Below are 13150 nucleotides of genomic sequence, written 5' to 3'. Positions count from 1 at the left end.
GCGATTTTTATCGACGACCGACCGCGGAGCCGGCGGCTCGTCGCTCGCGATGCCGACCCGTTCGTCCCACCCGTCACGAGCCGAGCGGTCGCTCCGCCGACACGACGATAACACCGGTGTCACCACCCGACACGAGGGTTCGCGAGCCGTTAAGTGTCGTCCGCTCCTCGGATCGAACACGAGACGGGCCCCGGCCGCTCTCGACGTGGACTCGGCCACGGAGAGGCGCACCGCGGTCCCGATTCGCGTTCACTTCACCATGCCACAGCAGAAAGCCGACTACGCAGACGACACGGCGATCGACGACGCGCTCGACCAACTCCCCGACGACGAGACCGTCGAAGCGGCGGTCGCGAACCTCGAGGCCAACGGGTTCGACGTCGTCGTCGTCGACTCCGCGGACGAGGCGCTGGAGGCGGTCGAAGCGCAGATCCCCGCGGGCGCGTCCGTGATGAACGGCCACTCGACGACCCTCGAGGAGATCGGCTTCGACGACCTCCTGAGCGAGGGCGACCACGAGTGGGAGAGCCTCCCGGACGAGATCTGGGGTATCGACGACGACGACGAGCGACAGGCCGCGCGCCGGAAGGCCCAGACGGCGGACTACTTCCTCGGCGGGATCAACGCGATCGCGGAGACGGGCGAGCTCGTCGCCGCCGACCTCTCCGGCAGCCGGGTCGGGGCGTACCCGTTCGCCGCCGGCAACGTGGTCATCGTCAGCGGCGTGAACAAGATCGTTCCCACCCTCGACGACGCGCTCGACCGGCTGGAGTCGGTCGCGTACCCGCTGGAGAACGAGCGCGCACAGGAGGCGTACGGGGTCGAGTCGTCGATCGCGAAACAGCTCATCTACCGGCAGGAGGCCGAGGAGGGTCGGACGACGGTCGTCCTCGTGCGGGAGCAGCTCGGGTACTGAATCCCGGCGGTCGTCCGAGTCCGCGCCCCGTCGCGACCGTCAGAACATCACGTTCGCGACGATCGCGGTCCCGATGACACCCATCGCTCCGAGCAACACGTACCGGACTTTTCCGTTGACGCTCGCCCGATCCGTTCGGCAGCGGTCGAAGAGCGCTACCCGCCGTCCGTTCGGCGGGTCGTCGTCGGGCACGGAGCCGTCGTCTCCCCGAGCGTCCCGGAAGCAACCTCCGATCATACCTACTGCCACCGAGCGACGCGTATTAGTTGTTTTGATGGTATATACCGATGGTATATAGATTTGTTAATAGCCGGCTACCACACGGTCAACACCGACGTATCCCCTCGATTTGGGACACATGCGCAGCGTCGTGGATCTGGACGGATATGACACCATGAAAAGGTTAATTAATATTTAGATACTATCGGTATATCACAGCCGTGATCGGAATCGGGCCGCGCGCGGATTTCGGAGCACACGATCGATACATGAGCGGACGTATCTGCGTTCACGCGGCAAAATACGAGAAAATAAGCCAACATTAACGAGAATAGTTAGTGAAACTATCAGTTCAAAAGCTATATATGAATTTAGTTGCAAATCTGAATCAATGGATCACACGCTGGGACAAACCGGCGAGGAGTTGATGAGCGCGGACGGGGACGCTCCCGAGCTCGACTGGGCCGTCGTCAAGTCGCTGATGGACGCGCAGGCGAACACGAACACGTCGCTCGAACGCTACCTCCTGTACGTCACCCACGACGAGTTCGACCTCGACGACCAGCACATGGAGCGGTGTCTCTCGCAGGCGATCACGCACCACGAGCGCGCGCTGGAAGATCTCAGGGTCGCGCGCGAGCTTGTCGTCGAGGGCGCCGACTGAGAGAACGATCCCGGCGTGTATAGTTTACACGTCATGCCTCTTTGTTCATAAGGATATAAATAGGACCACGTCGGTTATCATGTGATGCGGCTGACTGTCCCCACGGATTTCGAGATCTTACAGATCCTCTCGAACGGGAGGCGCAACAACGCCATCAACATCGCTGCCCATCTCGACAAGAACCGGTCTTACGTCAACACCCGTCTCCCGGTGTTGGCCGATTACGGGCTGCTGGACCGCGTCGGGCCGGCGCCGAACAGCGGGCTGTACGAGATCACGGAGAAGGGACGGATCGCGGCGAGCCACCGGGCGGAGTACGAGGACGACGACGTCGACTTCGAGGCGCTGATCGAGCGCAAGCTGGCGGAACACGCCGAGGAGTGAGCGTCGGTCTGGGTCGCGCGGGAACGGACGGCGAGTGAGACGCGGTCGCGTCGCGTACCGAAAACGCCACACGACGAGCGACGAGCTCGGGTCGACAGGGACACCGATAGATACCGATAGCATATCTCATTTTGATCGGAGGCGTGTCCGCGCGACGCGCGCGACGCGACCGGATTCGCCGTCTGCTGTCGGAGGGAAACAGCGTTAACAGTCGCTTAAAACAGCTTTTTTCGCGGGTTTGGCGGAGATCGAGCGACGGCTTCGTCGATCGGTGACGACCGCCACGTCCGGTGATTTTGCCGGTAGTTAGCAACAGCATATACTGACGGTAGATATAAGTGGTTAGCTAGGAAATGTGACAACTGCAACGTGAAGTGGTTACTCGAACGCGATGGCGGAGTACAGAGCGAGGTGATTGCACATCAGTGGCGATGACAGACGACAACAGCGGGGACGACACCGCGGACCTGACGCGGACGACGATCGAGTTGGACCGCGAGGTCTGGCGGGAGGTACGTTCGGACGCCGTGGCGGACGGCGCCAACGTCTCCGAGAAGCTCGAGGAGGTCCTCGTCGACTACTACGGACTCGACGGATGACACGAGGATCCGACGCCCGCGACGTACCCGTCGTGACCCGAACGACCGAGGCGAATCGCGCGACGACCGACACGCAGACGACAGATTACACACACACTACATGACAGACGGTAACAACCGGAAGAAGGCGCAAGCGGTCTTCTTCTCGCTCGTGATGGTGCTCTCCATGGTGGGGGGTTCCGTCGCGCTTGCGGGGAGTGCCGCGGCAGCCGCACCTGATGGCGGTAGTCTGAGCGATACGTACGTTCAGTCTGACGCGACGGTAACGATCGAAGGGATCAACGCAAACGCAGACGGGAACAGTCTCGAAGTCATCGCGCTCAATCAGAGCGGGGATCAGGTTGGCAGCAGCCCGATCTCTGACAGCGACGTCTCCGATACGGAATCCTGGAGCACCGAATTCGCCGTCAGTGACCTCGGCCTATCCGACGGTGACTTCGATATCTACATCAACGATACGGAAGACGGTGTGGATAGCTCGGTTGGAACCCTGACAGTGGACGACGCCGAGCCGACAGTTACGCCCACTAGTCCGGTTGACGGCGACGTGATCAACAGCCAGACGGAGACGATCAATCTGGACATCTCCGACGTCGACGGTGACACGGCGAACGGTGATCTCTCCATTTCCGTTGACATCGACAACAACGGGAACATCAACACCTACAAGATCAATCCGGGCTCCGACACCGCAGACGGTGTGAACTATGACACCAGTACCGGTGAGTTAACCATTAGCCCCGGTACTGAGGTTCCGGAACTGCAAGAAGGGACGGTCAACGTGGAGGTTTCGGCAACAGATCGAGCCGACAACACCAACACGTCCTCGTACGCCTTCGAGGTGGACCAGAACGGTCCAACCTCTCAGTTCAACTCCCCGGCACTGACCAACGATGAGAACGAGACGATCAGCGTGTCGCTGTCACCCTCGGCTGATCGGCAGATCGACGACTCGACGGTCTCGCTTGACATCAACGGGCAAACCAGCGCGTCCTTCGACTACGAAGACGACGAGTACGATAACTCGTCCAACGAATTCACCATCGTGCCCGGTTCGAGCGACGTTCCCTCGCTGGCCGACGACGAGTACAGTGTGGACGTTTCCGCGACCGATGACGCCGGAAACACCCACACGGAAACGTACAACTTCGAAGTCGATCTGAGCCAGATCACGGCGAATGACGTGGTGCTCTCCGAAAGCGTGCTCAACTCGCAGTCGGATGACCCCACACTGACCGTCACTTTCGGCGAAGATGTCGATGCCAGCGAGGTTTCCGCCGATGTGAACATCGACGGAACGACTCAGGAAACGCTCACGTTCACCGCAACGGAGAACTCCGACGAAGCTGAAGCGGTACTCGATCTCGATTCGTACGGTGCAGTCGAGAACGACTCCGCGATCGTCAACGTCACCAGCGCGCAGGACGTTGCCGGGAACGGTCTGATCAACCCCGACGGAGCCGATAGTCAGACCAGCTTCGTGATCGACACTGACGGCCCCTCGGTCAGCCTTAACGAGCCGACCCAGGATCTCAGTGGCTACGTGAACGTTTCGTCGTTCATCGCGAGTACTGACGATGTCAACGGACAGAGCGTTCAGGTGTGGGTCGGCGGCGAGTCGGCTGCGGCAGTCGACATTACCAGCGAAGCTGACGACCTCGACACTCGTGACCTACCCGACGGCACACACACCCTCGGTGTGATCGTGACGGACGATGCAGGCAACGAAGATGTTGCACTGGTTCCCGTCACGCTGAACAACGGTGACGACGTGACCGTCCAGAGTGGCTTCCTCGCAGGCACGTACAACCACGTGTCGAGCGATCAGACGGTGACGAAGCCGTCTGGGAACTACGAGGTCCCGGTTGACGGCCAGTTCAACCTCTCGACGGACGTCTTCGACTACAGCGGCGACGAGTCTGACGTTACGTACTACGTCAGCGGTGTGGACCAAGCAGTCGATCAGGGTACGGACGAGGTCACCGGTGACGACCTCGTCTTCGACGCGAACGACTACGACGACGGCGACATCGTCACGCTCGAAGCCAGCGCTGGCGGAGAGACCGCGACGGTCGACATTCAGGTCGATCGCCTCGAGATCAATAACGTCGCGACTGACGAATCTGAGAACCCGTCCGAGATCACCGTCGAGTCCAACCGCGCTGACCTCGACGAACTGAACGTGACGGTACAGGACAACGACGAGTACGTCGCGCCTGAGTCCGTCGCGCTCACACGTGACGACTTTACGGTGTCGGGTGACGGTCCGTATACCTACACCGCGAACGTGCCCGAACTCCGTGACGGCAACTTCAACGTCACCGTTGACGACGCGGCAGACGGCGCACAGACGGTCACGCCTGACCTGACCAGCGCCGACTTCACGGTCGACAACACTGAGCCGAGTGTCGTCAATGCCGCAGTCGTTGACGGCGACAGTAGCGGACTGACCGTTCAGGTCCTCTTCGACGAGCCTGTCAATTCGCTTAATACGGACGCGGTATCCGTCGAGGGCACCTCGGCGAGCGTAGACAGTTCCGAATGGTACCTCGAAACCACGGAGTCTGGAGCCGCGTTCCTCACCTTCGACGAGGAGTTCCAGACTGCTGACAAGCCGAACGTGACGGTCGACGCGACCGGCGTCGACGACGCATTCGGCACCAGCAACTCCGACAACTCCGAGACGACTGAAACGGGCATCTACACCTCGATTCAGGGTCTCGAAGCGGGCATCAACGTGATGTCGATCCCGGCCGAGACCGGTTCCGTTGCGATCGACGACGTCGAGATCAACGGCGACATCGAGACCATCTGGGCGTACGAAGACGGCGACTGGCAGATGCACAACGTCAGCGAGTCGTCCGACGTGAACGACTTCAGCGCGCTCGAAGGCGGGCAGGGCTACGTCGTGAACGCGACCGAGGATACGACCATCGCCCTCAACGCCGAGAACGTGCCGAGCGAGTCGCAGCAGGCGCCGCAGTCGCAGCAGATCGACGAGGGCTGGAACCTGATCGGTCACTACCAGGAGGGTAGCCAGTCCGTCGGCCAGGCGCTCGCGTACCTCGACGGTACCGGCGCCACCTACGACGTCGAGCGCGGCTACTCCGGCACGCAGGTCACGCAGCTCGACCCCGGTCAGGGCTACTGGGTCTTCTCCAACGCGGAGAGCGTCCACGCGCCCGTGAACTACGGCGGCACGGTCAGTGAACGGCCTGTCGTCGGCAACGTCCAGATGACGGACGACGACGGCGAACTCACGCAGGGTGAGGAAGTCGACATCTCCGCGGAAGTCGATCACGACGCGATCGTTGAGCAGGTCAACGCGAACGTGGAGGGCGAGCTCGGAATCGGTAACGTCGAGCTCACCGACGGAGATGACGACGGCGTCTACGACGCTACCGCGACGGTCGACTTCACTGCCGACGCGACACCCGGTGCAACCTACGAGATCTTCGTCGACGCGACGGACGTGGACGGTAACACCGGCTTCGCTTCGGGTAGTGCGGTCGCAGTCGACTCGACTGCGCCGTCGGTCTCTGGTGTCTCAGTGAGTGACAGTAGTGGGGACAGTATCGTCACTGACGGCGAGGATGTTACTGTGTCCGCAACTGTCACTGACGCGAGCCTCGACACTGTCACGGCTGACGCAAGTGACTTTGGTGCTGGTACGGTCACGCTGACTCAAGATGGCGATACTGACACGTACAGTACCACAATCTCTTCGGCCGAGACGACGGTCGACTCTGAAGGTACTGCCACGGTCAGCATCACTGCGACTGACGCAGTCAACAACGTGAACGATACCAAGTCGGCACAGATTGAACTCGATGGTGTTGCACCGAGTATCTCCGAGGAAAGTCCGACAGGTACCAGTGTCAGTACCGATACGGCTTACACTGCAACGCTTTCTGATTCTGGATCGGGCATTGACGAGGGTTCGATCGTTGTGAGCGTTAGTGACGGCGACTCGACTACTGACAACTCGCTATCCGGCGTTGGAACCGGTAATGATGCAGTTACCTTCAACGCGGACACAGGAGAACTCACCGTCGATACGACACCCTACGACAGTGGTGAGACGATTACTGTGACAGTTGACGTGGATGACAATGCTGGTAATTCAGCAGAAACGTCTACAACTGAATTCACTGTCGCATAGTAGCACAGCCACCTAACCAACCTTCGCGATTTATCACCCATTTTTGACACGTAATCAGAACACATACACAATCACACAATGGACACGAAGAAGCAGCTGATACGGCTGACAATCGCCCTCGTCGCGCTCGCGGCAGTCACCGGCGCGGTCGCACCCGGGATGGCCGTCGCGCAGTCCGACAGTCCGCCGGAGCCGCCCCACCGCGTCTATGGTGACGTGGTGGACGGCAACGGCGACGCCGCCACCGGCGTGACCGTCGAGGTCACGCACGACGGTTCGGTCGTCGCGAGCGCGACCACCGACGCCGACGGCGCCTACGAGATCGACGTCGAAGGCTTCGACGACGGCGACGAGATCACGGTGACCGCCACGGGCTCTGCCGTGACGGACTCCGACTCGCAAACACTCGCGTACTCGACCGCGAGCTCCGATCGCGTCGACCTCACCGTCACCGTTGATGACGGCAGTGACGGCGATGACGGTACTGACGGTGGAGACGGCTCCGACGGGTCGGACGGGTCTGACGGTTCCGACGGTTCCGACGGTTCCGATGGCTCCGACGGCTCTGACGGCGGAGACGGCGGCACCGGCGGCGGTGACGGCGGTGGCGGTGCTGACACCGGCGATGGCACCGATGGCATCGACGGCGACGACGGAACTGACGGTACCGACGGCGAAGACACTGACGGCACCGACGGCGACGATACCACCGACGGCGAAGACACTGACGGCACCGACGGCACCGACGGTACCGATGGTGACGACGGTGCCGACGGCGGCGACGACACCGGCGACGACGGTGGCGACAGCGCCGACGGCGGCGACGATACCACCGACGACGGGATTCCCGGCTTCGGTCCGCTCGTCGCGCTCGTCGCGCTCGTCGCGGCCGCGCTGCTCGCGACGCGTCGCGACGACTGAACAGTCCCGTTCGACCACCCGCGTTCTCCCGTTTTTTCGCGCCCGCGAGCGACCGGTGTAGTGAGCGCGACCTTTGGCCCGCGTAGGCGGCGACTTACGCGCGGGCCGCACTGGAAATCATAAATTAAGAGATGCATACTGATACGACAGGCAACGGTCCGTGCGAGGCATGGGGTCCGTAAGCTCACGCCTGTTATGCCGGGGGCGGCGCGTCGCCGAGGTGACCGGTCTGAAGCCGATGATACGCCCGCTGTATCGGCGGTGGAGCGACCTCCGATACCGGCTGGCCGGCGAGACCTACGACGTCGAAATCGGACGGGCCAGTGCGCGGTTCGGTATCCCGACGCGGAACGAGTGGACGGACTTCCGAACGATTCAGGAGCGACCGGTCCTCGACCACCTCGTGTCGAACCTCCGCGACGACGACGTCTTCTACGACGTCGGTGCCAATCTCGGACTCTACTCGTGTATCGCGGCGGACGTGGTGACCGGCCCCGTCGTGGCGTTCGAACCCCACCCCGGCAACGCCGATCGACTCGAGGACAACGCCGCCCTCAACGGCGCCGACGTCTCGACCTACCGGCGTGCGCTCGCCGATTCCACGGGGGAGGCGGAGCTCGCGCTCACGCTGGACAAAGTCGGATCGGCCGGCCACACGCTGGTGTCCGACTGGGCCGCGGGCGACGATCGCATCACGGTGCCGAAGGTCCGCGGCGACGAGCTCATCGATCGGGAGGGCCTCCCGCGTCCGACCGTGCTCAAGATAGACGTGGAGGGCGCCGAACGGGCGGTCCTCGACGGGCTGGAGTCGACCCTGTCGCGCCCGGACTGTCGATCGGTGTACTGCGAAACCCACGCGGAGCGACTCGAGAAGGAGGGGAGCTCGGTGGCGGACGTCCGCGCCGCGCTCGAGTCACACGGCTTCTCGCTCACCGAGTTCTCCGTTCGGGAGGGGAAAGGGGAGTCGATGCTCGTCGGGACGAAATCGAGCGGCGCGAAGTGAGCGGTGCGGTCCGACGGGGTTCGAAGAGACCTGTCGCTCGCGGACTGCTCGCCGCGAGAAGTACGGGCCGGGAGGGGTTCGAACCAAAGCCAGAGGTTCCTGCTCGCTTCGCTGCGCGGGCTGCCTCTGGCAGGGTTCCGAATCCCTCCCTCAGCACAGCGCTGCCGCTCGCGGTATTCCTCGCGGCGGCACAGCGGGCCGGGAGGGATTCGAACCACGGTCACTCCGCGGGCTCCGTTCCCTGATTCGAATCCCTCTGGCGTTTTCACTGCTCCCGTTGGTCGCAGGAAAACGGGCCGGGAGGGATTCGAACCCCCGACCGTCCGGTTAAAAGCCGGACGCTCTCCCTAACTGAGCTACCGGCCCAGACACGAATCGGTACGGACAGACCACGGATAAACGTTTAGAAACCACCCACGGCGACGCCGAGGCGATCTCGCGTCCGGCGGATCCGAAACGGTTTCCCGGGCGCCTCCGTCGCCGCGAGCATGGACTTCGACATGCGCGCGTTCGCCGCCGACCTCTGTCGGTTCGCCTCCACCGCCGGCGAGGAGGCGGCCGCGGCCGACTTCGTCGAGGGGCGACTCGACGACCTCGGCTTCGAGACGCACGCGTGGGACGCCGACCCCGACCTCCTCGCGGGCCACCCCTCCTTCCCGGACGACCTCGACGAGGCGGACGTGGCGGGGCGGAAGAGCGTCGGCGGCGTCCTCGAACTCGGCGGTGCGACGGCGGCGAACGAGGGGGACGCCGACGACGCGCCCACGGTCGTGCTGAACGGCCACATCGACGTTGTCCCGGCCGAGCCCGCCGAGTGGTCGAGCGACCCCTTCGAGCCGGAGTGGACGGAGGGGGAGGGCGACGGCGAGACCCTCACCGCCCGCGGCGCGGCGGACATGAAATCGGGGGTCGCGGCGTGCGTGGGCGCGGCGCTCGACGTCCGGGCGGCGGCCGCGGCCGGAGCGCTCGACCTCCCGGAGAGCGGGCTTCGGGTCGTCGTCGAGGCGGTCGCGGGCGAGGAGGACGGCGGGTACGGCGCGGCGACCGCGGCGCTCGCGAACCCGTACCCCTTCGAGCGCGACGCGGCCGTCGTGGCGGAGCCCACCGAGCTGCGCCCCGTCGTCGCCACCGAGGGGTCGCTGATGGCGCGGCTGGAGCTGACCGGGCGCAGCGCGCACGCCGCCACGCGCTGGCGCGGCGAGGACGTCCTCCCGCGGTTCGAGGCGATCCGCGGGGCGTTCATGGACCTGGAGACGGAGCGCGGGGAGTCGGTGACCCACCCCTTATACGCCGAGTTCCCGGTGCCGTGGCCGGTGGTCTGCGGGACCGTCGAGGCCGGGTCGTGGGCGTCGACGGTGCCGGCCACGCTCGCCGCGGAGTTCCGGATCGGGGTCGCGCCCGGGGAGACGGTCGACGAGGTGGAGGCGGCGTTCCGCGAGCGGCTCGACGCGGTCGTCGCCGAGGACCCGTGGCTGCGCGAGCACCCGCCGACGTTCGAGCGCTTCTCGGTGCAGTTCGAGGCGAGCGAGGTCGCCGTCGACGAGCCGATCGTCGAGGCCGCGCGGGCGGGGCTCCTCGACGCCGGCCTCCCGAACCCGGAGCCGACCGGGGCGACCTACGGCGCCGACTCCAGGCATTACGTCGCGGCGGGGATCCCGACCGTGCTGCTGGGGCCGGGGACGGTCACAGAGGCGCACTACCCGGACGAGACGATCGCGTGGGACGAGGTCGAGGAGGGACGGGAAGCGATCGCAGCCGCGGTCGGTCGGTTCGCCGAGGGCTACTCCGACGCGCCGGCGAAGTAGTCGTCGAGCGCCTCGGCGACGAGCGCGCCGGGCTCGACGTTCCGATTCGAGGCGCGGCGCCGGAGCTCCACGTACGTGTCGAGGGGGAGCCGGAGACCGATGTGACCGAGCTCGACGCCCGCCTCGCGGACCGCGCTCTCGACGTCAGCGCCGTCGTTGACGGCGGAGGCGATAGAGCGCACCTCGCGGACCGTGAGGTCGCCGTCGATGGCCGCCCACGCGAGTAAGTAGCGGTCGGTGCCGCCCAGGCGCGCGACGTGTTTGGCCGCGCTGGGCGCGATGCGGCCGCCCGCGACCTGGCGGCGGATCGCCTGCGGGAGGTCGTGGACGCGGGCCCACTTGCGGATGAACGCCACGGAGACGTCGTCGCCCGCGCGCTCGGCGGCCGCCTTGTACGAGCCGACGCCGCGGACCAGGGCCGCGCACGCGGCCGCCCCGCGTAACATCAGGACGTTGTCCTCGTCGCCGACGTCGCCGGCGGCGAAGCGGGCCACCGTCTCCGCCGCCTCGGCCACGCTCTCGGGGTCGTCGGGGTCGAAGCCGACCGCCTCCGCGGCCCGCTCGCCCGTCACCTCGGGGTCGGCCCGGACGACGGGCTCGCCGACGGGAGAGCGGCGGTCGGCGCGGGAGTCCTCGTTCATACCTCCATCTTCGGACGTACACACATAAGCGACCGGCACCGGGGCAGGATTCGCTCACGACCGGGACGGACCGCGGGGAGCCGGGAAACCGCCGACAGCGGCCCGGAGCGAGCGACGACGCCCCGAGCGAGACGACGCGGTATATAAGCGATCCGCGGAGCGGCGTCACAGTTATTCATGAGTGGGCGGAGCGCGCCGACGGGTCTCGATAGCTAAACCCCGTCCGCCGCCTCCTGCGCCTCCCGCAGCGTGAACTCGCCCTCGTACAGCGCGGTGCCGACGACGACGGCGGCCGCGCCCGCCTCCTTCAGCGCGACCACGTCCTCGACAGTCGCCACGCCGCCGGAGGCGATCACGGGGGCGTCGACGGCCTCGACCACGCTCGCGACCGCCTCGCGGTCGATCCCCGCCAGCTGCCCCTCGACGTCGACGTTCGTGAAGAGGATCGCGCCCGCGCCGAGTTCCTCGTAGCGGGCGGCCGCCTCCGCGGGGTCGAGGCCGGTCCCCTCCGTCCACCCGCTCACGACGACCTCGCCGCCCTTCGCGTCGAGGCTGACGACGACGCTCCCGGGGTGGGTCTCGTCGATCGCGGCGACGATCTCGGGGGTCTCGACCGCCGCAGTGCCCAAGATCACGCGGTCGAGGCCCAGATCGAGGAGCTCGCGTGCCCCCTCGGCGGTCCGGATGCCGCCGCCGAGCTGGAGGCCGACCGCGTCCGGGACGCTCCGAACGACCGCCTCGATCGCGTCGGCGTTGACGCGCTCGCCCTCGAACGCGCCGTCGAGGTCGACGAGGTGAAGCGTCCGCGCGCCCGCCTCGATCCAGCGCTCGGCGGCCTCGACCGGGTCGCCGTACCGCTTGCCCGTGCCGCGCTCGCCGCCGACCAGCTGGACGACCTCGCCGTCCTGTACGTCGACCGCCGGGATCACCTCGAACTCGGGGAAGCCGCTCATACCCGTCGAGAGTCGCGGGCGGGGATTAAACGGGTCGGTTCGGGGGTATGCTACTCCACCGAGACGATCAGCGCGGAGATCTCCTCGTCGAACGCGGCGGGATCGGTCGCGAGCGCCTCGGCGGTCTCCGCGTCGGCGACCGATTCGACGACGGTCTCGCCGTCGATCGATCCCGGGAGGGCGTCGCCGATCACCGCCGTGACCGCCTCGGACGGGAACGCGCCGCCGGCCACGAGCACGTCGGTGCCGTCGTGCCAGACGGCGAGCCGCGCCGTGACGTCCACGGGCTCGTCGACCGCCGTCGTCGACCCGTCGGGCAGCGGGACCTCCCCGTCGATCGCGAACTCGCCCTCGAAGCGCCACGCGGTCGCGGTGTGGCCGCCGGTGACCGTCGTGGTTCCCTCGTCGACCTCCTCGAGGTCCTCGATGCCGGCGTTCCGGAGCTGCGCGCGGAAGGCGTCGACCGCGGCCGTCTCCACCTCCGCCATCAGCCGGTCCCGGCCGACGCCGGCCGGGAGCCCGTCGAGGGCGGGTCTGAGGTCGATCCGGGTCGCGAAGAACACCACCGGCGACCCGCTCGCGTCGAACGTCTCCGCTAGCGCCTCGGCGATCGAGACGTACTCGTAGATCAGCGTGCGTTCGAGCGCGCGCACGGTCACCGGGCCGTACGCCTGCTCGAACACCGTGCTCTCCGACTCGTCGAGGAGCCGCCAGCCGTCGTCGACCCGGTCGCTCGTCACGGTCGGCTCCGGCACCGGCCCGTCGCGGGTGCCGAGACAGCCCGCGAGGCCGACGGCCGCGGCGCTCGCGCCCGCGGCGAGCAGTCGACGGCGCGTGGTTCCGGTCGCGTCTCCCGTCGTCGGTTCGGTCATACCTCCCCGGA

General features: G+C 65.8%; 12 protein-coding genes and 1 tRNA gene. 8 read left to right on the top strand and 5 right to left on the bottom strand.

Annotation, left to right across the window (positions count from 1 at the left end; all coding sequences use genetic code 11):
• Positions 1-259: 259 nt before the first annotated feature.
• Entirely contained in the window at positions 260-916 is a 657-nt protein-coding gene (locus B4V04_RS09055) for a lactate utilization protein (protein WP_498230993.1), read from the top strand.
• Between the two features lie 39 nt (positions 917-955).
• Here B4V04_RS09055 and B4V04_RS09050 read toward each other — a convergent pair whose 3' ends face one another.
• Entirely contained in the window at positions 956-1153 is a 198-nt protein-coding gene (locus B4V04_RS09050; protein WP_498230991.1) for a hypothetical protein, read from the bottom strand.
• A gap of 373 nt (positions 1154-1526) precedes the next feature.
• On the opposite strand from B4V04_RS09050, the gene B4V04_RS09045 reads away from it, so the two are divergent.
• The 6 genes from B4V04_RS09045 to B4V04_RS09020 all read left to right on the top strand — a co-directional run bounded on the left by B4V04_RS09045 (position 1527) and on the right by B4V04_RS09020 (position 8868).
• Complete coding sequence (locus B4V04_RS09045; protein WP_498230989.1) at positions 1527-1799, top strand: DUF8103 family protein; 273 nt, start codon at positions 1527-1529, stop codon at positions 1797-1799.
• Positions 1800-1883: 84 nt separating this feature from the next.
• Positions 1884-2183, top strand: a complete 300-nt coding sequence (locus tag B4V04_RS09040) for a helix-turn-helix domain-containing protein (protein ID WP_144798408.1) — start codon at positions 1884-1886, stop codon at positions 2181-2183.
• Between the two features lie 425 nt (positions 2184-2608).
• The gene (locus B4V04_RS09035; RefSeq protein WP_498232466.1) at positions 2609-2782 is read left to right on the top strand and encodes a hypothetical protein; all 174 of its coding nucleotides are present in this window, start codon (positions 2609-2611) and stop codon (positions 2780-2782) included.
• Positions 2783-2882: 100 nt separating this feature from the next.
• The gene (locus B4V04_RS09030; RefSeq protein ID WP_498230987.1) at positions 2883-6944 is read left to right on the top strand and encodes a beta strand repeat-containing protein; all 4062 of its coding nucleotides are present in this window, start codon (positions 2883-2885) and stop codon (positions 6942-6944) included.
• Positions 6945-7022: 78 nt separating this feature from the next.
• Complete coding sequence (locus B4V04_RS09025; protein ID WP_498230985.1) at positions 7023-7865, top strand: PGF-CTERM sorting domain-containing protein; 843 nt, start codon at positions 7023-7025, stop codon at positions 7863-7865.
• A 238-nt stretch (positions 7866-8103) separates the two neighbouring features.
• Positions 8104-8868, top strand: a complete 765-nt coding sequence (locus B4V04_RS09020; protein WP_498230983.1) for an FkbM family methyltransferase — start codon at positions 8104-8106, stop codon at positions 8866-8868.
• Positions 8869-9160: 292 nt separating this feature from the next.
• Here B4V04_RS09020 and B4V04_RS09015 read toward each other — a convergent pair.
• Positions 9161-9234: transfer RNA gene (locus tag B4V04_RS09015), tRNA-Lys, on the bottom strand.
• Between the two features lie 122 nt (positions 9235-9356).
• Here B4V04_RS09015 and B4V04_RS09010 point away from each other — a divergent pair.
• Entirely contained in the window at positions 9357-10673 is a 1317-nt protein-coding gene (locus B4V04_RS09010; RefSeq protein ID WP_498230981.1) for a M20/M25/M40 family metallo-hydrolase, read from the top strand.
• On the opposite strand, the gene B4V04_RS09005 is transcribed toward B4V04_RS09010, so the two are convergent.
• The 3 genes from B4V04_RS09005 to B4V04_RS08995 form a co-directional block, all read right to left on the bottom strand.
• The gene (locus tag B4V04_RS09005) at positions 10649-11314 is read right to left on the bottom strand and encodes a DUF7119 family protein (protein ID WP_498230979.1); all 666 of its coding nucleotides are present in this window, start codon (positions 11312-11314) and stop codon (positions 10649-10651) included. The two genes, B4V04_RS09010 and B4V04_RS09005, sit on opposite strands and share 25 nt — an antisense overlap.
• Before the next feature lie 212 nt (positions 11315-11526).
• Positions 11527-12267 carry a 1-(5-phosphoribosyl)-5-[(5-phosphoribosylamino)methylideneamino]imidazole-4-carboxamide isomerase gene (gene hisA, locus B4V04_RS09000; protein WP_498230977.1) on the bottom strand — a complete coding sequence of 247 codons (741 nt, stop codon included), beginning with the start codon at positions 12265-12267 and terminating at the stop codon, positions 11527-11529.
• Positions 12268-12317: 50 nt separating this feature from the next.
• On the bottom strand, positions 12318-13139 hold the full coding sequence (locus B4V04_RS08995; RefSeq protein ID WP_498230975.1) for a DUF6517 family protein: 822 nt from the start codon (positions 13137-13139) through the stop codon (positions 12318-12320).
• Positions 13140-13150 lie beyond the last annotated feature (11 nt).

The sequence above is a fragment of the Halorubrum sp. B52 genome (genome assembly GCF_059752555.1).
Note: the sequence above shows the minus strand (reverse complement) of the source record. Positions and strands in the feature narration are given on the sequence as shown.